Raw genomic sequence first — 23,283 nt, 5'->3', positions numbered from 1 at the left:
TCCAGCTGCTGACAGAAGGGTGTCAGGAGCACCCTCCACGTTTCCCGCTCAATTAAACCAAAGCGCGAACGTCAGAAACCCGGCGCCGCCGAATTGGCGTTGGATCTGATCGAACTCCTCGCTGGTGAGAATCTTCCCGCGTTCGAGATAGGGCGCGATGGCCGGGCCGGTGATCGACAGCACCAGGTCGAAGGGCTTCGGCTCGTCGAAGAAGCGCTTCATGTTGATGCCTTTGTCGGCGATGCGGAAATGCGGCAGCAAGGTGCGGCCTTCCAGCAGATCCTCGGCCATGGCCAAGGCGGCGAGCCAGGCCTGCACCTGCTGCTCGCCGACTTCGAGGCCGGTCAGCGGGCTGGCGCCTTTTTGCTGCGGGCCGGGCAGCCATTCACGGTCATTGTCGGTTTCGGCTCGGATGGCTTTCCAGTCCTCGCGCGACAGCCGGATCATTTCCATGAGATGGCGGCGCGCCGCTTGCCGGCGCTCCGGCTCGACCACTTGCCAGTTGATGAGATGGACCAGCGAGATGAAATCGGCGATGCGCCATTCGGACGACAGAATGCCGCCGCTCATGCCGCCGTCCGGCGGAACGAGCGTGTCCTGCAGCGGTAGTTTGGCGCGCGGGAACAGCATGTGGAAGGAGCCGTCGAACGTGTCCCTGAAATCATGCGCCAGCCAGAAGTCGGCCTGCGCCATCAGGAACTCGGCATAGCCCTGCAGCCAGTAGCCGTCGGCGCGGTCGAAGCGGAAGATGAGGGCGGGTGCGGCCGCGTCTGGCGCACCGCCGCCGCGTGACAGAGACGCCATGATCGCCGCGGCGCTTTCGTCCGGCGCGATCGTACCGTCCTCGTTGAGGTCGATGCCGAGGCGGGTGAGGTCGATGACCATGCCGATGTCCGCGTCGGCGGGTACCGAACCCAGCGTGGCTGCGGATTTCTCCAGCCGGTCGCGGAAGGCGACGAGAATGGCGCGGAATTGTTCGTAGGTCAGCGGCTCGGGATTGGCATTGTCCGGCACCGGCAGCCGCATCAGCGGCAGCATGAAGGATTGCGGGCTGTCGAAACCGTGGCGGTGCAGACCGCCGGCCAGGATCTCCAGCGCTGTGAAGAATTCGCCGGCGCCGGCGGCGTAGGCGGCTGCCGGATCGCCTGGCGCGGCGGCTTCCAGAGCGGCAAGAGCGCTGTCGCGTTCGGCTACGATTTTTGCCTCAAACAGGGCCGCCGCTTCGGGAGCCGCGGCGCTGGGTAAAGCCAGCGGCAGGAGAAGAATGATGGCGCACGCCACCAGCCTGGAAAAACGCTTCATCGTGATCGCCCCTTTTGTCGCTCCGCAGTGGATCATACACGCATTTGGTTCGCTGCGCCTGTGGCCCTGTGGTTCACCCACAACAGTCGACGCTTCAATCAATCCGGCGGACGGTCTACACAAGGCAAACGATTGGGCGTCGCGTGTCGAACTATCCGCTTTCCTACAAACTGTCGTGGCTGCCACGCTTCCTCCGGCCTTCGCTCGATGGCGACGCGCGCGGCTTTGCTCCGGCGGCCGCAGCCGTGCTCGAACCACTGCCGGCGCGGACGGTGCGGCTGGTTTTCGTCGGCGATATCTCGGCGGTGGCCAATCGCCGCGCGCCGGACTGCGATCCGGCGATTGCGGCACTGCTTGCCTCGGCCGATCTGGTGGTCGGCAATTGCGAAAGCCCGGTGGTGGAGCGGCCGAGCGCTGTTTTGGGCACCAGGCTTGGCACGCACCACGCGATGAGCGAGCGGTTCCTTGCCGAGGCGCTGGCCGCCGCCGGCATTTCGCGTGAAAAACTGGTGCTGTCGCTGGCCAACAACCATGTGCTCGACCAGGGTATTGCCGGCTTCGACGAGACCGTCGCCGCGCTGGAGCAATTAGGCATCCGCACGATCGGCACTGCGGCTCCGGTCGAGCGGTTTGCGGTTGGTTCGCTGACCATAGGCCTTGCCGCCTTTACCTTGTGGCGCAATACCGACGAGGCTCAGTTCGCGGGCCGAGTCTCGATGCAAGCCGATCCGACGCAATGGCCGCACGCTGCCGCTTTGGGTGTCGACCTCCTCTGCGCGGTGCCGCATTGGGATTGGGAATTCCGGCATTTTCCACGTGCGAAGACGCGGGCAATGGCGCGACTTCTGGCCGAACATGGCGTCGGCCTGATCGCCGGACATCATGCCCATGTCGTGCAGCCGATCGAGCGGATCGGCAAGACGCTCGTTGCCTATGGGCTCGGCGATTTCATCGGCACCGCCTTCGCGCGGCAGCCATGGCCCGGCCGCATCGGCGCCATTCTCGTCGTCGAGATCAGCGACGATCCCGGCACGCGCGGGGCCATCGCCGCCTACCGGCTGCATGCCTTCATGCGGTTGCGCGCCGGCGATCACGAGCGGCTGGTCCCGCTTGAAACGCTGGCGGGAAAATCCAGGCAAAGGGTTCTAGCCCGCCTCGATGCGGTCTTCGGTGCCGTGCGCTGACGCAGTCCACCAAACCGGCTATCATGCCCAGCGCGGGCAGGCTTGTGGCGGCGGGTGGGTGATGGAAACTGCGGATTTCATGCCGAGCGAAGCGGTGATCGCCGGCCTCAGGAAGAACATCGAGGCCTATGAGGCGCAACGAGCTTCGGCCCATCGCCGGACGCGCTGGCGGGTGCCACTTTTCATCGGGCTGGTGCTGGTGTTCGTGGCGCTTGTGGCCTGGCTCTTCAACGGGGTTGCCGACCCCAACGAGCAGTGGTTCTCGACCCCGCATGTGTTCCTCTATATCGGCGGATTCCTGGCCGCGATCCTGCTCTATTTCCAGGCGATCAAGCCGGCGAGCAAATTGCAGCAGTCGTTTCGCAGCACGCTGTTGCCGATCATCTTCGGCTTCATCGACGACATGCGGTACCGGCACAACATCAAGCCGAATTCGTTCGACCGGTTGCCGCGCGAGACGGTTGGTCCGTTCAACCGGCAATCTTTCGATGATGTTTTTTCCGGCCGTTATGAGGGGTTTCCGTTCGAGCTTTACGAAGCAGATCTCCGGGAAGGGACGGGCAAGAGCACGACGGCAGTGTTCAAGGGCGTCATCGTCGCCTTCGAGACGATCGTGCCGTTCCCCGGCACATTGGTGGCCGCGCGCCGGACCAACAAGGTCGTCGGCTTCTTCCGCGGCATCTTAGGCAGCAAGATGCAGGAACTGTCCAGCGGCGTGCCGGAGCTCGATGCCGCCTACGAGTTCCGCACCGACAATATCGAGGCGGCGCGGCCGCTGGTGACCGGCCGGCTGGCGCAGGCACTCGAATGGCTTGGCGAAACATGGCCGAAGGAACCGGCACGCGTCGCGCTCAACGGCAGCGACGGCTTTCTGCTGCTTCCGCAGACGAAGAACTTCTTCGAGCTGCCGGACATCTCTGTGCCGCTCGACTATGTCAAGCATGTTGCGCCGATCATCGCCGACATGGCCACGATCCTGGCGACCGCGGCGCTGGTGCGCAAGATCGGGGCGCAGGACGAGGAGGCGGGGTAGCGGCTAAAGCGCCTCGCGCTCGGACATCAGCAGTCGAAGCCGTAATTGTCGCGGAGATAGTCCGCGTCTTCCTTCGACATCTTCTTGAGCATCACACAGACGGTAAAGCTGCCCACCTGATGGCCGTTCTTGGTGTATCCCCAGTCCGAAATTTCGTCCCGGGTGAATTCGATCTCCTGGCCGGCGACGACGTTGTGCACTGCCTGCGGCTCGTTTGCTAAAATTCCGGCAAAATCCGCTCGCCGTTCGGTGAAAGGGAATGATCCAGAAATGTTCCGTCGCGGTTCCGTCTTCGATCCTTACCTTCAATTTGAACGTGGCTGTTCCGGACGGCGGCGCCTCGGACAGGATCAGGAAGTCATCCAGGCTGGCGCGGGCCTGCTCAATCGCCGCCGCCATCTCCGGATCGTCCCTTGCCACACCGAGGACTCCCTTTTCACCGCTTTGGGCGTCGGCTGAGACCGGAGCAAACGCGAGTACCAGGGCAATCGTGGCACGGACGGCAAGCTTCATGGTGCGGCTGCTTTCGACGCTTTCGCCAGAACGACTGTGATCATCATTTGCCGAACGTCTGATGGCAACTGGTTTTTGTCTCCATCTGGCGCTATTCCTGGGACAGTGGGGTGGGGCTATGATCGAGGAACGCAAGGGGTTTCGCCTGTCGCGGCGGCTGCTGCTGGGTGCGGCGGTGGTCGGCGGCGCGATGCTCTGGGGCGGGACGACCGTGGCGCGGCTGGCGCGCGGTCCGTCGGGGCAGAAGAATTCCGGGCGCATCGCCGACATTGACGGGATCGACCTGGCGCAGAAGCCGCTGGAGGGCCCGCCAGCCTACGATCCGGCGCTGCCATGGCTGACCAAGGGCGGCAACATCAACGATGCCAGCGGCCTGTCGATGACACCGGTCTACGGCGTTATCGAAGTCAGCGAGGAAGACCACATCGCGAGCGCGCTGGCCCTTGCCCGCGCCAATAGCCTGAAGGTCTCGGTCGCGGCGGTGCGCCATTCGATGGGCGGCCACGCCTTCGACGACAACGCGCTGGTCCTCGACATGCGCAAATTCAACAAGGTCAGTGTCGACCCGACGGCGAAGACGATCACCTTGCAGCCGGGCGCGCGCTGGCACGACATCCAGAACCTTTTGCACCCGCGCTTTGCGGTGAAGGCGATGCAGTCGACCGACATCTTTTCGGTCGGCGGCTCGCTGTCGGTCAACGCGCATGGCATGGACCACCAGGCCGGCTCGGTCGCCGGCTCGATCCGATCGATGCGGGTGATGCTGGCGGACGGTTCGGTGACGACCTGCTCACCGGCCGAAAATACCGAGCTGTTCCGCCACGTCGTCGGCGGCTACGGCCTGTTCGGCGTGGTGCTGGAGGCGACACTCGACATCGTCGACAACGCCGTCTACCGGACCTCGCGCGAGATCATCAAATCGGACGATTTCCCGACGTTCTTCGCCGAGGTTCTGGAGCCAAACAGGGCGATCGGTCTGTTTTATGGGCATCTGTCGACTGCGCCGGGCAATTTCCTCGAGGATATGATCGTCTACCGCTATGACAAGGTGGCCGACCAGCCGCCGGCCGACCAGCCGGCAATCGGTGAACCGGGTTCGGTCGGGCTCAAGCGGGTGATCATCAACCTGGCGAAATGGGGCAGCCTGTTCCAGGAGCTGAAATGGTTCACCGAAAAGACGCTGGAGCCGCAATTCGAGAACTGCACGGTGGCGCGGACGACGGCAATGGCCGAGGGCGAGGCCTGCCTCGTCACGCGCAACAATCCGATGCACGATTCAGTGCCCTATCTGTTCAACGATCTGCTCGATGAGACCGACATCCTGCACGAGTATTTCATCCCGCGGGCGGCCTATAACCCGTTCATCGCGGAAGCGCGCGGGATCCTGCGCAACCAGACCCTGCCGGTGCTCAACGCGTCGGTACGCATCGTCCACAAGGAGGATGTGGCGCTGAATTATGCGCCGGAGCCGGCCTATTCGCTGGTGCTCTACATCAATCAGCCGACAGACGCCGACGGCAATGCCAGGATGCGGGCGCTGACAAGGGCGCTGATCGACGTGACGATCAAGCATGGCGGGCGTTTTTTTCTGCCCTACCAGCTCCACTACACAGGCAAGGAGCTGCTTGCCTCCTATCCGGAACTGCCGTCCTTCCTGGCGAAGAAGCTGCAATACGATCCGGGCGAGCTGTTTTCGTCGATTTTTTATCGCGCCGTCAAGGCACTGATCGGCACGGCCTGAAGCGGCGGCTACAGACCGTCAGGCAGCTTCGCCGCCAGCCAGTTCGCCGAACGCCTGGCGATGCCGATCGTTGCCGATGCGGCGCGGCCGAGATCGGTCTTGACCACGGCGTAGCCGGCCTTCGTGCGGTAGAGCACGGCGCGGCCGCCATCGACCGCCGCTTCATAGGCGACCGGCCGGACGGCTTCCGTTTCCGTCGCCGTGGGCTGCGTTCCGACCGCAGCACTGGGCCGATGGCTCAGTTCCGGTGGCAGCGGGTCTGTCGCTGCGGTGCTGGCCGTCGTCAATTCAGGCTCGGAAGCGGTCGCAGCGAGCTGCGATGACGAAGACGAGTTCTGTGTCCGGCAGATGCCGGAGACCAGCGGATAGTCGAAATTGCGCTCGTGCAGCATCTGGCTTTTCATCGCCGCTTCGCATTCGGCGATGGTCGACCATTTGGCGGGCGTCTCGCCGATATATTCGCAAAGCCTGGCGTCGCAGTCGCAGCCGACGATGGTCATGGCGACAAGGGCGGTCTTGATCACGGTCTTGTCCCTCCGAGTTGCCTGGCACATGTGCGCAAGACAACGTGTCTACGGCATCATCAATCGTTGCGGAACAAGGCGGGATTTGGCCGCGATTGTGGAATGAGCGTGGCGGAGCATCACGCAACGTCTTGCCGAGGCCGGCTGTGACCGAAAGGCCTCAGTAATCGTAGACATGCTCGAGCCTGGCGCCCGCCGTCATCAGCGCTGGCAGCACGATGTGCAGCTTGCGCACGGCGACAGTCAGGCCAGTGCGGCGCGTGGAGGGTTCCGCCGGAAGCGGGTAGCTGAACAAGGTGCGTGCACCTTCGGGAACATTGATCTCGTCATTGGAAAGCATGGTGACCATGATCTCGTCATTGCCGCCGATCTCGACGAAGGAGACGCCCTTGTCGATCAGGCGCGGGATCATGTCGGTGAACACCTGATAGCGCCTGGTGACGAAGACCGTGCCGTCGGCGCCGAGATCGCGCTCCAGCAAGGTGTCGGGCTCGTTGCGCGTCACCTCGCTGACCGGACCCTTGGCCCAGACGTGAATGTCGAGCAAGGCCGGGTCGGTGGTGGCGGCGAGCGCCGACTTGATCAGATCGGCGTAGCCCTGCTTGATGGTGTCGGCGAGGCCGAAGGCGAGCTTGCGTTCGCTAGTGCGGAAGGCGCTGTCGTCCGCTGCCGGCTGGACGGCAAACAGGCCGGCACGTTTTTCGGCATAGGGAAACTGGTACCACGGCACCTGGTCGAGAAAACCGGCGTAGTCGGCCGCGACCTTGGCCTGGTAGATGTCGACGGCGGTGCGCTTGCCGGCTGTCGCTTCGGCAATGCGGCCGACCGTATTTTCATAGGCCCACTGGATGGCGTGCTCGATCGTGTGGCTGGTGCCGATGATCACCAGCATCTGGTGGTTGTCGAGGTTGAACTTGTAGGTGGAACTGGCGCGGATGACCATCGCATAGTCCTGCCAGAAGCGGCCGATATAGGAGAGATAGGGAAAACCGCTCGGCTGGTTCTTGTCGACGAAGCCGGCATATTCGCGCGCGGCGTAGACGATGGCCCATTCCGGATAGGTGAGAAAGGTCGATTCCTCCGGCCGCTGGTAGCCGGGAATCTCGGCACGGACCTTGTCGGCCAGCGCCTTCGGCGGGGCACCCTCGGTGACGCCCGGCAATGGTGTTGTGTCCAACGACGGCGTCGTGAGAAAGCCGTAGGCCAGCCCGGCGATCGGGATCAACACGACAATGACGACGAGCCAGAGGATCGCCTTGATGATGCGCTTCAGCCAGCGGAACAGGAACATGGCCGGTCAGGCCGTGGCGAAATGGTCGTACACACGTTTCGACAGCCAGAACCCGACATAGACGGCGAAGCCGCCGATGACGATGTGCGGCAGGTTGGCGAAGAAGCGGGCCGGGAATTCGATGTCGTTCAGGGAGCGGAAGCCGTTGATGAAAATGCCGCCATCGAGGCAGCCGGAACCGGTGACCAGGCCGAGCACGCCGTCGAACAGATAGACCGAGCCGAACAGCTTGAAATAGAACACCGCCTGGCGGTGCGAGATGAAGGCGGCGGCCAGCGCCCAGACGCCGGAGAAGGCGTGCAGCAAATCATCATACCATTGCAGCGAGAACAGGCCGAACAGCTTGCCGCCGGCGTCGTTGAAAGCCGGCACATAGCCGATGGCAACAACGCCGAAGAACAGGAAAGCATAGGCAACAGCAAGCTTCTGGATGAGCGTCATGAAATGTCCCCCTGCCGTCAGCCCTTTTAAACGGCCCCCGACGGCAAATGGATAGTAGCTGATTTTGGCGCAGCGTGAAGCGTCGCCGGCAAAATTGTCAGGCGGGCCACAAAGACAGTCGGCGCCGGGATTTCTCCCAGCGCCTCCCTGTCAGATCAGGACACGGTCGCGGCAGCAACTCCCGAAAGATGTCGCGCCATGCCGGCCTTGATTTTGACGGTCCTGCCAGTCGCCGCCCGAAGGCAGCGTCCGTTCCGGACCACGCCGGTCTCCACTCTTGCGAGCTTTGCCCAGCGCGCCATCGAAGGTTTTTGCCGTCCTTCATGGCAGCATCGGTCCGCCGTCGGCGTTCGCACGCTTTCCGCGGCCCCGTAGGTCTCGGCGTCCATCCCTCCAACAAGCAAGCCTGTTCCCGTTCAGGGCCGTACGGGCCTCAGGAAATCCGCCGTTCCGCTTTGCCTTTCGGCGTGGCGATCGGTAGCCGCCTGAGATGGGTTTTAACGTACGTCGGATAAGCGTTTGGCGGAACTGCCGCATGCCTGTGGATAGCGGGATTATCGGGGACTGACCCTGCCAAATAGCGACTTTCCGATCTCTGCCGCCGCCGGTCGGGATTTGCCGCCTCGATGCCGAAGCCGCATTGTCGGGTAATCGACCCTTGCCCCGCGGCCCGGCGCGGGCTTCAATGCCGGCAAATGATTGGAAGGCGTTTTCGATGGCCTTGGGGAGGCAGGCTTGAAGGTCGCGGTGGTTCTCAATCCGATCGCCGGCGGCGGCAGGCTCAAGCGGCATTGGCCCGAGGTTGCGGCTTCGCTGAAAAGACATTTCGGCGATTTCGAGCTCCGTGAAACGCAGGCCGAGGGCGATGCCGAACGGCTGGCGCTCGACCTTGCCGCCATCGGCTTCGAGCTGGTGATCGCGGCCGGCGGCGACGGCACCGCCAGCGAAGTCGCCGACGGGCTGCTGAAGGCTTTCCGGGAAAGCGGCCGGACGGCCGAACTCGGGCTGCTGCCTTGCGGCACCGGCATCGACTTCGCCCGCGGGCTCGGCCTGTCGAACAATGTCGATCTGACGCTGAAGCGGATTGCCGAGGCCAAGCCGCGCAAGGTCGATGCCGGGTGCATCAGCTATGTCGACGACCATGGCGCACTGGCCAGCCGCCATTTCATCAACATCGCCAGTCTCGGGCTTTCCGGCGCCACCGACCGCGCGGTCAACGCCGACAAGCGCAAGGGCAAGGTTTCGGCCAAGGCGCTGTTCTACTGGCGCACGGTCTGGGAGTTCCTCCGCTACCGGTTCCAGGAGGTTGCGATCACCGTCGACGACGGTGCCCCGGTTGAGGCGCGCATGGCGCTGGTGGCGGTGGCCAACGGAAAATTCTTCGGTGGCGGCATGATGATCGCGCCCGACGCCGAGCTTAACGACGGCGAGTTCGACATCGTCATCCTGCGCGCCGCCGGCAAGCTGAAGCTGATCTGGGACATCCGCCTGCTCTATGGCGGGCGGCACCGCAACCATCCGGCGATCACCATCCTGCGCGGCAAGAAAGTGGTTGTCGAGCCGCTCGGCGATGTGCAAAAGAACGCCGCGCTGATCGACATAGACGGCGAATCGCCGGGTCGCATACCAGCGACTTTCGAGATCCTGCCCGGCGCATTGACGCTGAGATATTGAATCAAGGCATTGAGGGATTGATTCAAGTTCTTTCGGCGGTGATTCCGATCCCACGTCCAACGCGTTGAAATCGCGTGACATTGTCGCCCGCTCGACAGGTCACGGCATCAACGGTGTCTGCATCATCTGCAAATGCAGGTCCTTGCCGGTCCAGGGATGCGCCTCGCAGACGGCTTCGTCGAGTTCGACACCGAGGCCTGGCTCCTTCGACGGGATGACGTTGCCGTCCTGCCATTCGATCTTCTTCTTGAGCAGCTTCGCGTGAAAACCGTCCCACTGTTTCAGCGATTCCAGAATGAGGAAATTGGGCAGCGTCACCGCAAGCTGGATGTTGGCGGAGCCGACGATCGGTCCGCAATAGCAGTGCGGCGCGACCTGGATGTGGTAGGCTTCGGCCATGGCGGCGATCTTCTTGGTTTCGAGAATGCCGCCGGAGCGGCCAAGGTCGGGCTGAAGAATGGTCGCCGCACGGTTTTCGATGACGCGGGCAAATTCGAATTTTGTGGTCAGTCTTTCCCCTGTCGCGATCGGGATCGACGTGCCCCTTGCCACTTGAGCCATGACCTCGGGCATGTCGGGCGGCACCGGCTCCTCGAACCACAGCGGATCATAGGGCTCGATGGCGCGGGCGAGGCGCAGCGCGCCCGATGCGGTGAACTGGCCGTGCGTACCGAACAGGATGTCGGCTCTTGTGCCGACCGCCTCGCGGATCGCCTTGACCATGCGGGCGGAGAGATCGATGTCGACGAGGCGCGGCTGGTGGCCGTCGAAGGCGGTGTAGGGGCCGGCTGGGTCGAGCTTGACCGCGTTAAAACCCTGCTCGACATATTCGAGCGCGCAGGCGGCGGCCAGATCGGGGTCGTTATAGACGTTCTTGCCGCGGGCGTCCTCGGAGTGGACGCTGCCGCTGTGCGGGTAAAGGTAGGTATAGGAACGCAGCGTTTCGTGAACCTGGCCGCCAAGCAGCTTGTAGACCGGCTTGCCGGCCTCTTTGCCGATAATGTCCCAGCAGGCGATTTCGAGCGCCGAGAAACAGCCCATGCTGGAGACGTCGGGGCGCTGGGTGAAGCCGGACGAATAGGCGCGGCGGAAGAAGGTCTCAATATCGTGCGGATCGCGGCCGATCAGATAGCGTTCGGCCATGTCCTCAACCATTTTCGCCGTGACATGAGCCGAGAAGGTGGCGTTGTAGGCTTCGCCATAGCCAACGACGCCGCCATCGGTGGTGAGCTTGACGAAGATGAAATACTTGCCGCCGATGCCGGGCGGCGGATTGCCGACCACCCAGGTCTTGACGTCGGTGATTTTCATTTCTGATCCTCCAGAACCAGTTCGGCGCCCTTCCACCCGGTCATGATCGCGGCGGCGTTGGTGTTGCCGGTTATGTTGTCGGGAAAGATCGAGGCGTCGATAACGCGCAACGCCTCGAGGCCGTGTATCTTGAGGCGCGGATCGACGACGGCGTGCGCCGCGTCCGGCCCCATGCGGCAGGTCGAGACCGGGTGATAGACGGTGCCCGAGCGCTTCCTGAAATCCTGAATGAGATCCGCATCGGAGGTGATCGAGGGACCGGGCAAAACCTCTTCCTCGATAATCTCGGCCATCGCCGGCATCGAGGCGATCTTCCTGACGAATTTCACCGCCGCCAGCATTTCAGCGACGTCCGCCTCGGTCGAAAAGGCATTGGCGACGATTTTGGGATAATCGCGCGGATTGGCGGAACGGATCATGATTTCGCCGCGGCTCGACGGACGGCAATTGGACAGCCCGATGGAAAAGCCCGGCCATGGATCGGGCGTCAGGATCGGGCGTTCGCCGCTCTTCGGAATGACGGTCGAAAACGCCTGGAAATAGAGCTGCATGTTGGGCCGTGCCGTGGCCGGATCGGTGCGGAAGAAGCCGCCGGCATTGTTCATCGACAGTGACAGCGGGCCCGACCGCAAAAACACGTACTGCATGCCGACCAGCAGTTTGCCCCACCATGGGCGCAGGATCTGGTTGAGCGTCGGCAACCTGCCCTTGAAGGTGTAGTTGATGCCGACGTGGTCCTGCAGGTTTGCCCCGACATTCTCGTTGGCGTGAACGACAGGAATGCCGAGCGCGCCAAGAAGCGCCGACGGGCCGACACCGGAGAGCTGGAGAAGTTGGGGCGAATTGACCGAGCCGCCCGACAGGATGACCTCGCGGCCGGCGCGGGCGGTCTTTGTCTCGCCATTCTGAAGATACTCGACACCGACGGCGCGCTTGCCCTCGAACAGGATCTTTGTCGCCAGCGCGTTGATCTCGACGCGGACGTTTTTGCGCTTCATCGCCGGGCGCAGGAAGGCGCGCGCCGCCGACATGCGGCGGCCGTTCCTGGTGGTGATCTGGTAGACGCCGACGCCTTCCTGCGAGGCGCCGTTGAAATCCGGGTTGAGCGGCAGGCCGGCCTGGTTGGCGGCGGCGAGATAGCGCTTGGTGAGCGGGTGGACGGAGGTGGAGCAGTCGGTGACGTGCAGCGGCCCGCCGACGCCGCGCCATTGGTCGGCGCCGGCCTGGTTATCCTCCAGCGCTTTAAACGCAGGCAGCAGGTCGTCGAAGCCCCAGCCGGGATTGCCGGCCGCTGCCCAAGCATCGAAATCCTCGCGCGCGCCCCTGATCCAGACCATGGCGTTGATCGAGCTGGAGCCACCGAGCAGCCTGCCGCGCGGCCAGTGGTCGACATTGCCGGCGAGGCCGGGGTCCGGCTCGGCCTTGTAGTTCCAGTTGACCGCCGGGTCGAAGAAGGTCTTGCCGTAGCCGAGCGGCATCTGGACGTAGAAGCGACGGTCGCTGCCGCCGGCTTCCAGCACCAGCACCGAGAAGCGGCCGGAAGCCGACAGTCTCTCGGCCAGGACCGAGCCGGCCGAACCGGAGCCGACGATGATGAAATCATAGGTCTGCATGGTGGCTGCGGTCGGCTCCGGAATTCGGCCTCTAACCTAGACTCGCGCGCGGCGCGGCGTCGCCGGGTCTTCCGGCATCTGATGTGAAAAAAGCGACCGGCAACTTCGTTTAGAATTTCGACTTCCAGCGCCAAGAAGAGTTTTTTGAAAAGAACCTAGCTTGCCCACGCGTCGAGTTGATTGAGGACAGCAATCGCCGGATAGGATTTCCGGTTGGGATAAGCACGCCTGTAATAGACATTCCAATAACTTGTGGCCTTGGCGCGCGTCGTACGCATTACGTCTCGGTTCTGTCGGACGAAACTGGCATAGGCCGATGCGTCCAGATCAGGTACTGCCGCGTAGATATCTTCGGCGATTTCGACGACATATTCGCCTAACAGCAGCACGACGAAGGCGATGCTCCAACTTTCGTTCAGCGAAAGGATCACCCTGGCTGATCTCTGCCGCAAAAAGCCATCTGTCGATCGTGTCAGCAGACAATGCGACGGAAACGAAAAGCCGAGGTGATGCTCTCCCACACCTGGTAGAAAATGTAACCGATCAGGAATATAGATGCCCGCTCCATCAGAAATGAGACGTCTGGACGGCGTCCGATAAGTGTCGTCGACAAAAGGCTTCAGCTCGTCCTCCGCCACAGTGGCCAACGTGCTGACTGGGAAAGCTGACTTCGCAGCGCCCGAGAACGGCTTGCGTCGTGTGAAGTAATCCACGTTGTGCCTCTGACCAAAAGTTGAAAACGATCCGGCTTCATTTCGAAGTGCCTGCGCTTCCTCGACAAGCGATCCAACCATTACAGGCGATGATCGGCAATCTACCTGAAATCATAGCGCATGATCGGGCGGGCCGGCGTCCTGCGAGCGACGACCCTGAACCCGGCGCGCGCGAAGGTGGAGGCATAGCCGCTGCCGGAAGCGCTCGGCGATACGTCGGCGTCGAAAGGATAGGCTTCGAGTGCCGGAGCATTTGCGCGCCTTGCGACTTCCAGGGCCTGTGCAATCAGCTGGGATGTTGCGCTCCGTCGGCGGTATTGTTTTCGCACGTAGAGGCAGGACAGGGACCAGACCGTCCTGTCGTCCACGCGCTTGAGCTGCCATAGCCGATCGAGCCAGGGCAGGGCATCTCGCGGTGTCACCTGGCACCATCCGACAGCGGTATCGCCGTCGAAAGCGAGCAAACCTGGAGGCGGACCATGCTGGACGGCCTGCCGGAACGCTGCCTTGTTTTCCTCGCCGGGTCGCTTTCGATAAGAACTGCCGATCCGTCCGTACATACACCAACAGCGACTGCAGACGGCGCTGTCACCGAACAGGTCCTCGAGCGCCGGCCACAGATCGGGCGTTAGTGGGCGAAAGCCAAGTTCCATGTCAGCCGTCATCCGCTATTGATGTTGCTCATTCTAGCCTGCACTGCGCGCTAGCGCATCATAGGTTGCGGTCCATGCGGGGATGTTCAAACCGGGGTTTCACTCAGCATCCCCGTCATGCACCAACTCAGCGCAGAAAACCGAGCACGGCCTCCATGAATTCGGCGGGGTACTCGACATTCGACAAGTGGACCGCGGGCAGGACAACCAGTTTCGCGCCCGGCACCGTCGCCGCGATCAGCTCGCTATGGCTGGCGGCTGTCACAGTGTCGTGCCGGCCGGCGATCACCAGCGTTGGCCTGGAAATCAGCGGAATGGTTCGGCGAAGGTCCGCATCGCGAACCGCCGCGAACAGACCAGCCAAGCCTTGCCGGTCGATGGCCAGCAGCATGGTGCGAAATTCTTCGATGACGGGCCCGTTGGCCGCCAGCATTTTTGCAGGAAACCAGTTGCCCAGGAACATCTCGGCGGTTTCGGACATATCCGGCGCCTGCAGCACGGCGGCAATCCGCTCGTCAAACTGCTTTGCCGGTCCGAGGTAGGATGAGGTGTTGCTCAGGATCAAGCGCTCGATCCGCTCGCGCGCGTGGATGCCGAGCCACTGCCCGACGAAGCCGCCCAACGACAGACCGAGGAAGTGTACGCGTTCAATGCCCAGGGCATCGAGCAGCTCGATCACGTCGCGGCCAAGCCGGTCGAGCGAATAAGCACCGGCCGGAACGCTCGACCCTCCGTGGCCGCGAAAATCATAGCGCAGAACACGGAAATGCTTCGACAACTCGTCGACCTGCATGTCCCACATCCGCAGCGTGGTGGCGATGGAATTCGACAGCACCAACACAGGCTGCCCGGCGTCGCCGTCGATGCGGTAGGCGATGCGCGTGCCATCGCCGACGGTCACGAAATCCAGCTCAATCATGGTGAATACACCTTCTTTCTTGGAGCGTTGAACGTGGCAAAGCCTAGCTGCGGCGCGCTTTTGATGATATTACAAAGATAGGACTATCTCTGTAATAGAAGCTGACATGGCCGAATTCACCCTGCACGACCTGCAATGCTTCGATGCCGTGGTCCGCTGCGGCGGCTTTCAGCCTGCGGCGGCCATGCTGCATCGCTCGCACCCGGCGGTGTTCGCAGCCGTTGCAAAGCTGGAGCGGCAACTCGACCTCGTTCTCTTGGATCGCAGCGGCTATCGCGTGCGCCCCACCGAGGCAGGGCTGTCGTTCCATCGCAGGGCACAATCGCTGCTGCGCGAGCTCGAGGGCTTGCGGCTTCATGCTGCTCAGCTGTCAATGGGCGAAGAAAGCGAGATCCATGTGGTGATCGGCGACCTTTGCCCGCGCCCGCAGGCATTGGGCATGCTCGGACGGTTCTTCGCCCAGTGTCCGGGCACACGCCTGCATCTGCATTTCGAGGCGGTGGGCGGCCCGTGGGAGCGCCTCTTCGACGACGAAGCCGATTTGATCCTGCACTGGATCGACAAGAGCGATCCGCGGGTGGAATGGATCGATCTGTGCAAGGTGCCATTCGTTCCCGTGGTGGCTTCGGGCTTTCTGGCGGAGCGCATCAAGCACCCCATCACGCCGGATCAGATGCACGCGTTCACCCAATGTGTCATGCGCGACACGGCCCGCCATGCACCGCAACAAGACTTCTTCATGATCGAGGGTGCGCCTCAATGCATGGTGGCCGATCAGGGCATGAAGAAGGAAATCATCCTGCAAGGCCTCGGCTGGGGCCACATGCCCCGCTTCCTGATCGAGGAAGAGCTGCGCGACGGACGCCTGCAATCCATGGCCGGTCGTCATCTGCCAGGCCGTATTGAAGAGTTGGTGGTGGCGCGCCGCCGCGACCGGCCGCACGGGCCGATCTCGAACCGTCTGTGGGACTATATCCAGCAAGAGGCGCCGACGTTGCGTCGAGCGCTCGAACGTCGGACACCTGTCCGGCACGCAAAGCAAGGGCTCGGCATCGAGTGAATTCTTCGAGGCCGTTCAGTCTATCGGTAGGTAGAACCGTAATTCCTATATTGTTGTTATCTCAGTCCTTCGTTAGGGTCTGCTGCATCTGACAAAATCGGCGACGCTCACGTGAAGAGTCTCAAATGCGCCTCATCTTTGTATTGCCGCTTCTCGCATCTCTCGCGTCGTCGACCGTTTTGGCGGAGGAGGTCTATCACAACGTGGCCAGCCAAGATTCATTGGCTCGCGCCGACATACTCGGCCGCATGATGAACGCGCTGACGAGACACAAAGAATTTGACGACAAGTGCGACTTGGTTCCGCTGATAGACATGAAGGCATTCGAAAATTACTACAAGAAGCTGACTTGGAGCCTTAGTCCTTCAGACCTCGCGCTGGTACAAAAGCACTACTCCGACGCACAAACCACTTGGAGCGCCAAAGGCGGCGGGGTACCCGGAACAGAGTGCGATGACCTCAGCTATGAAATTCTAGATTTAGATATTGGAACCCCGAATCCCCGCGACGAGATGCTAAGTCTACTCAATGCGGCGCCGCGTGGCAGTTCACAGTACAAAATCTATGCAGCGGCGGTGGCATGGGGTGGATATCTCCAAGCGTTCATCACTTGCCCCGATTACTCTGTCAGTTCGAACGCTGTGGAGAAAATGCAAAAAAATAATATGGATGAGTTTCGAGTCCCGTACCTGTTGGCAAGGATGGCCGCCGTTAAAGCCCCTCCTGATTGTCGAGATATAGAGCCTTTCGCACGTGATGGCGGTGTGTATCGCCCTAGAAGCAAGTGAGAAGTCCATCGATTACGCACTCTATCGTTAGTACGTGCGCCGCGCACCATACCGGCAACCCAGGTGCGGAGAGCGCGTTGACGTATCATCGTCCCGCCGATACGGATCGGGACAATCGATCGCAAGGTTTTTTCGGCATGGTGCATTACGCGGACGGGCGGCCGATCGGCGATCTGACGCTCAGGACGCTGGCCATGCCTTCCGACGCCAATGCGGCAGGCGACATTTTTGGCGGCTGGGTGATGGCGCAGATGGATCTCGCCTGCGGCATCCGCGCCGCCGAGCGCGCCAAGGGCCGCGTGGTGACGGCGGCGGTGAAGGAAATGTCCTTCGCCAAGCCGATGAAGATCGGCGACACGCTGTGCATCTATACGCATGTCGAACGCGTCGGCCGCACCTCGATGACGCTCAAGGTCGAGGCCTGGGCGCAGCGCTATCTCTCCGACCTGATGGAGAAGGTCACCCATGCCGACTTCGTCATGGTGGCGCTGGACGGCGAAGGCAAGCCGAAGGCGGTTCCGGCCGAAGGCTGACCCGGCCTGATTCCAGAAGACGGATTTAAACAGCCGTCTCTCCCGCGCGGGGGATGCGGACAGCGATCCCGCGTGGTCTTTGGCTAACGGGTTCCCGCATGCGCGCCTGCAGCGCGACCGACGGGATATTGGGAGGAAAGACAATGCGTCAACACATGCTGAACGCTGCCCAGGCGGGTGCCTTTGCAGCCTTGCTCTGCCTGTCGTCCGCAAGCGCTTTTGCCGAGGTCAAAAAAGGCGATCCAGGCGCCACCTGCACGTCGGAAAACCGCACCATCAACGGGCAGGCGGCCAAGTGCGAGATCTGCTCGGCGACGAAATGCGACACCAGCGGCACGACGGTGAGCAATTGCCGCAAGGAGACGACCACGACCTGCACGATTGGCGGCAAGGTGGTCAGTCCCAACCCGAAATGGAACCGGATCGAGAAGCTGCCGAAGAGCAAGATGCAGTTACAGCAGTAGCGCTCATCCGGAGGCTCCCGGGCAGGTTCAAACCCTTGCAGCACAAGGGTTCAGCTGTGCATGGCGTCGAACTTCTCGCGCGCCGCCTTGACGCGCTCGGTGTTCTTGCGTGCCCATTCGCCGAGCGCATCGACCGGCACCAGCAGTTCGTAGCCAAGATCGGTCAATTCGTAGTCGACCCGCGGCGGGATGGTCGGGAACACGGTGCGCGTAACGAAGCCGTCGCGCTCGAGCCCGCGCAAGGTCGTGGTCAGCATCTTTTGCGAAATGCCGCCGACCGCGCTGCGCAACTCGTTGAAACGCAGTGGCCCGTTGCCAAGCTTGCCGACGACGAGCACCGTCCATTTGTCGCCGACGCGCTGCAGGATTTCCGAGATGGCGCGGCAGTCCTCGGTGCGGTGCGGGTGCCTTGGTAACAAAAAAGTGCCTCCTTGCACATTGAGCGGCCAGTTACTCATATAGCTCAGGTATCTAAACGATACCAGTATTCCCGTAAGGAGAGCCCCCTCTATGTCAAAACCCAAAATCGCCATCATCATTGGTTCAACCCGCGCGGCGCGCTTTGCCGACGTCCCGACCCAATGGATTGCCAAGATCGCCAAGTCGCACGCCGACATCGACGTTGAAGTCGTCGACCTGCGCGATTTCCCGCTGCCGTTCTTCGATGAGGTCGCATCCTCCGCCTGGGTGCCGTCGCAGAACGAAGTGGCGCAGCGCTGGCAAAAGAAGGTCGCCGGATTCGACGGCTTCATCTTCACCGCCGCGGAATACAATCATGGCCCGACGGCTGTGCTGAAGAACGCCATCGACTACGCCGCCAACGAGTGGAACAAGAAGCCGGCCGGCTTCGTCGGCTATGGCAGCGTCGGTGGCGCGCGCGCGGTCGAGCAGCTGAGGCTGCATGCGGTCGAGCTGCAGATGGCGCCGGTGAAGTCCGCCGTACACATCGCCTGGGCCGATTTCCTTGCCGTCAAGCAAGGCGACAAGAAGCTCGATGAGTTCGAGCACCTCAACCAGGCGGCAACCGCGCTGGTCAACGACATTGCATGGTGGGCCAGGGTGCTGAAGACGGCGCGTCAGGCCGATGCCGTCGCCGAGGAAGTCAAGGCGGCCTGAGCACAGGTTCGAGCAGTCCTCCCAAGGATTAATTCTCCCAAGCATTGGGGCGGCGCATGCGCCGCCCTTTTTGTTCACACGGCATGGGCGTCCTGGGCTTGCCGTGGTCTGATGACGCAATCGGCAAGGCGGTCCATCTCATTCAGCTCGTCGGCGTGATGCTGGCCCCACTGGCAAAGTGCCAGCAGGATCGGCTCGAGGCTGAGGCCGAGCCGCGTCGCCGAATATTCGACGCGCGAAGGTATCTCGGCAAAGATCTCGCGGCGGACGAGGCCGTGCTCTTCCATTTCGCGAAGCTGCTGGATCAGCACTTTCTGGGTGATATCGGGCATCAGCGCCTGCAGCGCCGACAGCCGCCGGGGCCCGTCGAAGAGATGGTACAGGATGACCGCCTTCCAGCGGCCCGAAATCACTTTCAGCGCGCGCTCCGCCGGCAGCGTCGGCAGTCTCTTGATCAGCTTGGCCATGGTCACCTCCCGGTCAGCAGCGGACAAATCGGTGTGTAGTCGAAGCCAGGCAGATAGTGGCAAACAGCGGCCGATGCCAACAGCGATCGGTGCATGCGATGAGAGCCATTCAACTGAGCCGCTTCGGCGGGCCCGACGTTCTCGACATAGTCGCGGTGCCGAAGCCGGAGCCGAAAGCCGGCGAGGTCTTGGTCCGCGTTCATGCGGCCGGGGTGAATTTCTTCGAAGTGCTGATGCGCGCGGATCGCTATGCGGTGACGCCGCAACTGCCGATGATCCCTGGCGTCGAGGCCGCCGGGATCGTGGAGGCGCTTGGGCAGGGGGTGGACGCTTCCTTGCTCGGCACGCGCGTCGCCGCGCCGTTGTTCGCCTCGAGCCGCCCGTTTGGCGGCTATGCCGAGTATGTGACGATCGACGCAAGCCTGGCCGTGCCCTTGCCGGATTCGCTCTCGTTCGAAAACGCGACGGCATTGATGGTGCAAGGACTGACGGCATTGTATCTATCGCGGCAAAGCCCGCCGGCCGGCAGATCGGTGCTGGTCGCCGCTGCCGCGGGCGGCGTCGGTTCGTTGCTCGTCCAGCTTGCCAAGCGCGCCGGCGCGAGCCGTGTCATCGCGGCAGCCGGCAGCAAGGCCAAGCTCGACCTTACTTTGTCGCTGGGAGCCGACGCTGCCGTCGACTATAGCAGGACGGATTGGCCGGCACGCGTTAGGGAAGCGGCAGATTGCGGCGGCGTTGACATCGTCTATGACATCGTCGGCGGCCCGACGACGGCGGCCGCGCTAGATGCTTTGTCACCTCGCGGAGAGCTGGTATTTGCGGCACTTGGCAGATACGCGCTCGGCGCGCTGGAGCTGGAAAAGATGATCGGCCAGAACCAGTCGCTGAGGGGCTTCGCCCTGCTGCCGCTGCTTTTGCCCAATGCCCTCAGAACCAGCCTTTCAGAGCTTTTCGATCTGGTCGCAGGCGGTCAGCTTAAGGTGACCAGAGGCGGCCGCTTCCCGCTCGACCAGGCCAGCCAGGCGCATCGCCTGCTGGAGGAACGCGGCGCGACCGGCAAGGTCGTCTTGATACCTTAGTAGGTGCTCCGCAAGGATCCGGGGTTGTGCCGTACAGGCCGTCAGCGAACCCGGTAGAACGGATTTGGCAGCAGGAACAGCTTCTCCGCATGCCCCCCGAACAGGTCGGATGGCTGGTCACCGACATTGGCAATTATCGTGTAGCCGGCCTTTTCGATTTCGGCCCTTATGGGTGACTTGAAATCTGCGGCGGAGCCGTATTTGGCCCCAGGCTGGACCATGTAAAGGTGCTCGTAGCCGGCATAGCCGGCCGACTGCAGGTTCTGTTCGGTTGCCTGACGCTGGTCCTCCGGACGTCCGGTGATGAAGAATACCGCGACTTTCGCCGTTCGCGCCTGCCGGAAGACCTCCAGCACCGGGTCGATGGCCGGATCCTTCGCAAGCTGGTCCCAGGCGGCCCAGCCACAGGGACCGTCGATTGCGATGTCGCAGGCGCCGCCAATCGGGCGGCCGAAATTGTCACGTGTGATCACTTCCCAGTTGGCCAAAGCCGTCTCGTCGATATCGAGCACCAGTGCGGGCCGAGGCACCTCCATTGCGCGCTTGATGACCCAGTCGCCTGCCTGCTTCGCCACAGTGGCCAGGTCGCGGTCATAGTCGCCGGAATCATGATAATTGGCAGCCGCCAGCATCGCATCGCCGACATTGGCTGGCTGGGACGGGCTTGTGAGAAGGAGCGAGTCGGAACGCGCCGGCGCAGGAACATTTGTGCCGATCATCAGCACGATTGCCCCGGCACGCGCAATTCTATTCCAGCCAATCGCCCGCATCACGAGACTTTGCTGTCACGAGAAGTCGGCTGTCAAGCGAGGTCTTCCACAGGTAGTGTCTCAGTTTGAAATTTGAAATATGCGAAAGCGCCTATCCCGGTTTGCTCGCCTAGGCGAAACCGCCTATGTGCTCAGCGGAAAGCATGGAAGGCACCCAATGTCAGATCCGATTCAGCTGCTACCATTCGCCTTGTTGACAGTCCTCACAGCAATCCCCGCGTGGGTGCTGTTTGGGCGACTAAGAATGTCTCGGGCGTGGGTGCTTCTTTCTGTGGTCCCGTTGGGAATGATAATCATTCTCTGGGTCGTCGCGTATAAGCGCTGGCCAATTCAGGAGGCAGCAATTGCCCAACGGACCTAAAGGCCAGAAGCGCCCCGCCGATGTGATTGGCAACGCCGTCCGCGTCATGCGCATGCAAGACTCCTGCGAGGAAGTCGTGCTTCGGTGGCCAGGCACGCCGCCACCGCCTGACTACGATGGACCGTCGTCTTAATTTCAAACTGAGACACTACCCTTCCACAGGTCCTCGAAACTGCGACGCTGAATTGGACATTCCAGATGCCGAATGTCTCTATGGGTTGGTGTAACACGATTTCCGCCGTCGCGGTCTTTCCCTCCGACAGGTGACGCACCGCCGAAACCGCTAGCAGAAGCGCGTCACCCGAAATCATAGCCACCGCGGCCTTGGCCGTGTCCTACGCCGCCTGAACGATCTCGACCAGTTCAACGTCGAACACCAGATCGCGCCCGGCCAACGGATGATTGCCGTCGAGCTTGACGCTGGTGTCGTCCACGCCGACGACTGTTACCGGCATCGGGCGCCCTTCCGAGGTTCTGACCTGCAATCGAGTGCCGATATCGACGTTGATGTTGTCTGGCACGCGGCCGCGGTCGATGGTCATGACCGCTTCGGGGCGGTGGGGGCCATAGGCGGCCTCGGCGGGAACAGTCACGGTGCTTTTCGCGCCCACCTCCATGCCCTCGACATGGGTTTCAAGACCAGGGATCACTTGTCCTTCACCCAGCGTGAATTGCAGCGGTTCGTTGCCGGAAGAATCGAATTGGGTGCCGTCTGCCAGGCGTCCATTGTAATTAATGCGCACGGTGTCGCCATTCTTGGCCTGTGTCATGATAGCCATCCTTTGAAAGTTTCGAGGGGCCGGCCAAAGCTCACGGTCCCGTCCTCGATCATCCACGCACTTAGGTGCGTGGCGCGAAACGCTAAAACTAGGGACCTGGCTGCCGATGTAAACCCCGATTGAGCGACGCCGGCATGACCCGCCGGCGTTCGTCGCCTTCGGCAGCAGTGCACCGGACTAGCGGTCATGCCGGCTCAACCCATTCAGGCGGCGTGCAAATGGCGGCTAGATCAGGTTATGGCCGCCATCGATGCGGATCGTCTCGCCGGTGGTGAAGTCGCTTTCCATGAGGTAGAGGTAGGCGGCGGCGACGTCCGCAGCGGTCGGAATTTTTCTCGATGGCAACCGGGCAGCCATGTCGGCAAAGAAGCTGGATTTGGCTTCTCCAACAATGTCCCACATCGGTGTGTCGACCCATCCGGGCGACACGACATTGACGCGCGTCGGGGCCAGTTCGAGCGCCAGGGCGCGGGCGAAGTAGCTGAATGAACCGGCAATCGCGGAGACGACCGAGCCTCCCGGCACCGGCGGCCGATCCTTATTTATTCCCGAGGTGAAGGTCATCGAGCCGCCGGCTTTCAGGGTGCGCACAGCGTGCTTGGAGAGCAAGACGGCGCCAATCAGCTTGTTATCGACGAAGCCTCGCACAGCCTCCATGTCGGTACTGCCGATGGGATCGCCGGGCGGCAGTGTTCCGGCGGTCGATACGAGGTGATCGAAGGGACCGACCTCGTCGAACAGGCGAGCGACGTCCGCTTCGTCGGTCATGTCGGCGACCACGCTTGTCACGCGGCCCGCATTGAGCGTCCGTTCGGCAGCCAGCAGTTTCTCGGGCGAGCGTCCGACGATCACGACCTTCGCTCCGCCGTTGAGAGCAGCTTCCGCGACGCCGAGACCGATGCCGGAACTACCGCCGACGACGATGACTTTCCTGTCCACGAGCGATGTCATGAG

The 23,283-nt window shown here is 62.3% G+C and carries 25 protein-coding genes; 10 read left to right on the top strand and 15 right to left on the bottom strand.

Translation table 11 applies throughout. The features are described from left to right. Nucleotides 1-48: 48 nt before the first annotated feature. Nucleotides 49-1,302: a hypothetical protein gene (locus NKI29_RS25575; RefSeq protein WP_352697572.1), complete on the bottom strand. Its 1,254-nt coding sequence runs from the start codon at nt 1,300-1,302 to the stop codon at nt 49-51. 143 nt (nt 1,303-1,445) lie between these two features. Here NKI29_RS25575 and NKI29_RS25570 point away from each other — a divergent pair, with 143 nt between their 5' ends. Together NKI29_RS25570 and NKI29_RS25565 are read left to right on the top strand one after the other, a co-directional pair. Beyond that, nucleotides 1,446-2,486 carry a CapA family protein gene (locus NKI29_RS25570; RefSeq protein WP_352697574.1) on the top strand — a complete coding sequence of 347 codons (1,041 nt, stop codon included), beginning with the start codon at nt 1,446-1,448 and terminating at the stop codon, nt 2,484-2,486. 61 nt (nt 2,487-2,547) lie between these two features. After that, nucleotides 2,548-3,519: a hypothetical protein gene (locus NKI29_RS25565; protein ID WP_352586803.1), complete on the top strand. Its 972-nt coding sequence runs from the start codon at nt 2,548-2,550 to the stop codon at nt 3,517-3,519. A 3-nt stretch (nt 3,520-3,522) separates the two neighbouring features. Here NKI29_RS25565 and NKI29_RS33520 read toward each other — a convergent pair whose 3' ends face one another. Continuing rightward, complete coding sequence (locus NKI29_RS33520) at nt 3,523-4,032, bottom strand: hypothetical protein (RefSeq protein WP_502896725.1); 510 nt, start codon at nt 4,030-4,032, stop codon at nt 3,523-3,525. 61 nt (nt 4,033-4,093) lie between these two features. Here NKI29_RS33520 and NKI29_RS25555 point away from each other — a divergent pair, with 61 nt between their 5' ends. Further along, the gene (locus NKI29_RS25555) at nt 4,094-5,773 is read left to right on the top strand and encodes an FAD-binding oxidoreductase (RefSeq protein ID WP_352797572.1); all 1,680 of its coding nucleotides are present in this window, start codon (nt 4,094-4,096) and stop codon (nt 5,771-5,773) included. Between the two features lie 8 nt (nt 5,774-5,781). Here NKI29_RS25555 and NKI29_RS25550 read toward each other — a convergent pair whose 3' ends face one another. The 3 genes from NKI29_RS25550 to NKI29_RS25540 form a co-directional block, all read right to left on the bottom strand. Continuing rightward, a complete protein-coding gene (locus NKI29_RS25550; RefSeq protein ID WP_352797570.1) occupies nt 5,782-6,297 on the bottom strand; it encodes a hypothetical protein in 516 nt (171 codons plus the stop codon). A 160-nt stretch (nt 6,298-6,457) separates the two neighbouring features. Beyond that, nucleotides 6,458-7,588, bottom strand: coding sequence for a hypothetical protein (locus NKI29_RS25545; protein ID WP_352797568.1), 1,131 nt, complete (start codon nt 7,586-7,588; stop codon nt 6,458-6,460). Nucleotides 7,589-7,594: 6 nt separating this feature from the next. Further along, nucleotides 7,595-8,029 (bottom strand): DUF4383 domain-containing protein, encoded by a 435-nt coding sequence (locus NKI29_RS25540; RefSeq protein ID WP_352797566.1) that lies wholly within the window; start codon nt 8,027-8,029, stop codon nt 7,595-7,597. A gap of 735 nt (nt 8,030-8,764) precedes the next feature. Here NKI29_RS25540 and NKI29_RS25535 point away from each other — a divergent pair. Beyond that, complete coding sequence (locus tag NKI29_RS25535; RefSeq protein ID WP_352567985.1) at nt 8,765-9,703, top strand: diacylglycerol/lipid kinase family protein; 939 nt, start codon at nt 8,765-8,767, stop codon at nt 9,701-9,703. Nucleotides 9,704-9,802: 99 nt separating this feature from the next. Here NKI29_RS25535 and NKI29_RS25530 read toward each other — a convergent pair whose 3' ends face one another. The 5 genes from NKI29_RS25530 to NKI29_RS25510 all read right to left on the bottom strand — a co-directional run bounded on the left by NKI29_RS25530 (nt 9,803) and on the right by NKI29_RS25510 (nt 14,912). After that, nucleotides 9,803-11,014, bottom strand: a complete 1,212-nt coding sequence (locus NKI29_RS25530; RefSeq protein WP_352797565.1) for a mandelate racemase/muconate lactonizing enzyme family protein — start codon at nt 11,012-11,014, stop codon at nt 9,803-9,805. Further along, nucleotides 11,011-12,627: a GMC family oxidoreductase gene (locus NKI29_RS25525; protein WP_352797562.1), complete on the bottom strand. Its 1,617-nt coding sequence runs from the start codon at nt 12,625-12,627 to the stop codon at nt 11,011-11,013. The genes NKI29_RS25530 and NKI29_RS25525 overlap by 4 nt, the downstream gene beginning before the upstream one ends. A gap of 155 nt (nt 12,628-12,782) precedes the next feature. Beyond that, nucleotides 12,783-13,421: a hypothetical protein gene (locus tag NKI29_RS25520; RefSeq protein WP_352797559.1), complete on the bottom strand. Its 639-nt coding sequence runs from the start codon at nt 13,419-13,421 to the stop codon at nt 12,783-12,785. A gap of 20 nt (nt 13,422-13,441) precedes the next feature. Further along, nucleotides 13,442-13,900: a GNAT family N-acetyltransferase gene (locus NKI29_RS25515; RefSeq protein WP_352797589.1), complete on the bottom strand. Its 459-nt coding sequence runs from the start codon at nt 13,898-13,900 to the stop codon at nt 13,442-13,444. A gap of 220 nt (nt 13,901-14,120) precedes the next feature. Next, nucleotides 14,121-14,912, bottom strand: coding sequence for an alpha/beta fold hydrolase (locus NKI29_RS25510; protein WP_352797556.1), 792 nt, complete (start codon nt 14,910-14,912; stop codon nt 14,121-14,123). Nucleotides 14,913-15,018: 106 nt separating this feature from the next. Between NKI29_RS25510 and NKI29_RS25505 the strand changes: the two genes are divergently transcribed. From NKI29_RS25505 to NKI29_RS25490, 4 genes are all read left to right on the top strand, one after another. Then, entirely contained in the window at nt 15,019-15,972 is a 954-nt protein-coding gene (locus NKI29_RS25505) for a LysR family transcriptional regulator (RefSeq protein WP_352797555.1), read from the top strand. A 125-nt stretch (nt 15,973-16,097) separates the two neighbouring features. Then, nucleotides 16,098-16,760, top strand: a complete 663-nt coding sequence (locus tag NKI29_RS25500) for a hypothetical protein (RefSeq protein WP_352623115.1) — start codon at nt 16,098-16,100, stop codon at nt 16,758-16,760. 137 nt (nt 16,761-16,897) lie between these two features. Further along, on the top strand, nt 16,898-17,293 hold the full coding sequence (locus NKI29_RS25495; protein ID WP_023678380.1) for an acyl-CoA thioesterase: 396 nt from the start codon (nt 16,898-16,900) through the stop codon (nt 17,291-17,293). 143 nt (nt 17,294-17,436) lie between these two features. Beyond that, entirely contained in the window at nt 17,437-17,757 is a 321-nt protein-coding gene (locus NKI29_RS25490) for a hypothetical protein (RefSeq protein ID WP_352623116.1), read from the top strand. A 50-nt stretch (nt 17,758-17,807) separates the two neighbouring features. Here NKI29_RS25490 and NKI29_RS25485 read toward each other — a convergent pair whose 3' ends face one another. Beyond that, entirely contained in the window at nt 17,808-18,176 is a 369-nt protein-coding gene (locus NKI29_RS25485; RefSeq protein WP_023678378.1) for a winged helix-turn-helix transcriptional regulator, read from the bottom strand. A 91-nt stretch (nt 18,177-18,267) separates the two neighbouring features. Here NKI29_RS25485 and NKI29_RS25480 point away from each other — a divergent pair, with 91 nt between their 5' ends. Then, nucleotides 18,268-18,873 (top strand): NADPH-dependent FMN reductase, encoded by a 606-nt coding sequence (locus tag NKI29_RS25480; RefSeq protein WP_023678377.1) that lies wholly within the window; start codon nt 18,268-18,270, stop codon nt 18,871-18,873. A 74-nt stretch (nt 18,874-18,947) separates the two neighbouring features. Here the strand turns inward: NKI29_RS25480 and NKI29_RS25475 are convergent, their stop codons facing one another. Continuing rightward, complete coding sequence (locus NKI29_RS25475; RefSeq protein ID WP_352456953.1) at nt 18,948-19,340, bottom strand: winged helix-turn-helix transcriptional regulator; 393 nt, start codon at nt 19,338-19,340, stop codon at nt 18,948-18,950. Between the two features lie 98 nt (nt 19,341-19,438). On the opposite strand from NKI29_RS25475, the gene NKI29_RS25470 reads away from it, so the two are divergent. Next, nucleotides 19,439-20,419 (top strand): quinone oxidoreductase family protein, encoded by a 981-nt coding sequence (locus NKI29_RS25470; RefSeq protein ID WP_352797552.1) that lies wholly within the window; start codon nt 19,439-19,441, stop codon nt 20,417-20,419. Between the two features lie 41 nt (nt 20,420-20,460). Here NKI29_RS25470 and NKI29_RS25465 read toward each other — a convergent pair whose 3' ends face one another. The 3 genes from NKI29_RS25465 to NKI29_RS25455 form a co-directional block, all read right to left on the bottom strand. Continuing rightward, a complete protein-coding gene (locus tag NKI29_RS25465) occupies nt 20,461-21,189 on the bottom strand; it encodes an HAD family acid phosphatase (RefSeq protein ID WP_352797587.1) in 729 nt (242 codons plus the stop codon). Between the two features lie 696 nt (nt 21,190-21,885). Next, nucleotides 21,886-22,320, bottom strand: coding sequence for an FKBP-type peptidyl-prolyl cis-trans isomerase (locus NKI29_RS25460; protein ID WP_352567973.1), 435 nt, complete (start codon nt 22,318-22,320; stop codon nt 21,886-21,888). Between the two features lie 234 nt (nt 22,321-22,554). Continuing rightward, nucleotides 22,555-23,280, bottom strand: coding sequence for an SDR family oxidoreductase (locus NKI29_RS25455; protein WP_352567972.1), 726 nt, complete (start codon nt 23,278-23,280; stop codon nt 22,555-22,557). Nucleotides 23,281-23,283: the final 3 nt, after the last annotated feature.

Source organism: Mesorhizobium sp. M0678, assembly GCF_040320505.1.
GTDB lineage: Bacteria > Pseudomonadota > Alphaproteobacteria > Rhizobiales > Rhizobiaceae > Mesorhizobium.
The sequence above is the reverse complement of the archived record's forward strand: the minus strand, read 5'-3'. Positions and strand labels throughout refer to the sequence as shown.

What these genes read in the sequence shown, in the direction of transcription:
- NKI29_RS25520 (WP_352797559.1), bottom strand. Translation starts at nt 13,421, where the DNA reads ATGGTTGGATCGCTTGTCGAGGAAGCGCAGGCACTTCGAAATGAAGCC.
- NKI29_RS25495 (WP_023678380.1), top strand. Translation starts at nt 16,898, where the DNA reads ATGGTGCATTACGCGGACGGGCGGCCGATCGGCGATCTGACGCTCAGG.
- NKI29_RS25480 (WP_023678377.1), top strand. Translation starts at nt 18,268, where the DNA reads ATGTCAAAACCCAAAATCGCCATCATCATTGGTTCAACCCGCGCGGCG.
- NKI29_RS25470 (WP_352797552.1), top strand. Translation starts at nt 19,439, where the DNA reads ATGAGAGCCATTCAACTGAGCCGCTTCGGCGGGCCCGACGTTCTCGAC.
- NKI29_RS25540 (WP_352797566.1), bottom strand. Translation starts at nt 8,029, where the DNA reads ATGACGCTCATCCAGAAGCTTGCTGTTGCCTATGCTTTCCTGTTCTTC.
- NKI29_RS25530 (WP_352797565.1), bottom strand. Translation starts at nt 11,014, where the DNA reads ATGAAAATCACCGACGTCAAGACCTGGGTGGTCGGCAATCCGCCGCCC.
- NKI29_RS25565 (WP_352586803.1), top strand. Translation starts at nt 2,548, where the DNA reads ATGGAAACTGCGGATTTCATGCCGAGCGAAGCGGTGATCGCCGGCCTC.
- NKI29_RS25455 (WP_352567972.1), bottom strand. Translation starts at nt 23,280, where the DNA reads ATGACATCGCTCGTGGACAGGAAAGTCATCGTCGTCGGCGGTAGTTCC.
- NKI29_RS33520 (WP_502896725.1), bottom strand. Translation starts at nt 4,032, where the DNA reads ATGAAGCTTGCCGTCCGTGCCACGATTGCCCTGGTACTCGCGTTTGCT.
- NKI29_RS25500 (WP_352623115.1), top strand. Translation starts at nt 16,098, where the DNA reads ATGCGCCTCATCTTTGTATTGCCGCTTCTCGCATCTCTCGCGTCGTCG.
- NKI29_RS25510 (WP_352797556.1), bottom strand. Translation starts at nt 14,912, where the DNA reads ATGATTGAGCTGGATTTCGTGACCGTCGGCGATGGCACGCGCATCGCC.
- NKI29_RS25465 (WP_352797587.1), bottom strand. Translation starts at nt 21,189, where the DNA reads ATGCGGGCGATTGGCTGGAATAGAATTGCGCGTGCCGGGGCAATCGTG.
- NKI29_RS25525 (WP_352797562.1), bottom strand. Translation starts at nt 12,627, where the DNA reads ATGCAGACCTATGATTTCATCATCGTCGGCTCCGGTTCGGCCGGCTCG.
- NKI29_RS25475 (WP_352456953.1), bottom strand. Translation starts at nt 19,340, where the DNA reads ATGGCCAAGCTGATCAAGAGACTGCCGACGCTGCCGGCGGAGCGCGCG.
- NKI29_RS25490 (WP_352623116.1), top strand. Translation starts at nt 17,437, where the DNA reads ATGCGTCAACACATGCTGAACGCTGCCCAGGCGGGTGCCTTTGCAGCC.
- NKI29_RS25545 (WP_352797568.1), bottom strand. Translation starts at nt 7,588, where the DNA reads ATGTTCCTGTTCCGCTGGCTGAAGCGCATCATCAAGGCGATCCTCTGG.
- NKI29_RS25460 (WP_352567973.1), bottom strand. Translation starts at nt 22,320, where the DNA reads ATGACACAGGCCAAGAATGGCGACACCGTGCGCATTAATTACAATGGA.
- NKI29_RS25505 (WP_352797555.1), top strand. Translation starts at nt 15,019, where the DNA reads ATGGCCGAATTCACCCTGCACGACCTGCAATGCTTCGATGCCGTGGTC.
- NKI29_RS25555 (WP_352797572.1), top strand. Translation starts at nt 4,094, where the DNA reads ATGGCAACTGGTTTTTGTCTCCATCTGGCGCTATTCCTGGGACAGTGG.
- NKI29_RS25575 (WP_352697572.1), bottom strand. Translation starts at nt 1,302, where the DNA reads ATGAAGCGTTTTTCCAGGCTGGTGGCGTGCGCCATCATTCTTCTCCTG.
- NKI29_RS25515 (WP_352797589.1), bottom strand. Translation starts at nt 13,900, where the DNA reads ATGTACGGACGGATCGGCAGTTCTTATCGAAAGCGACCCGGCGAGGAA.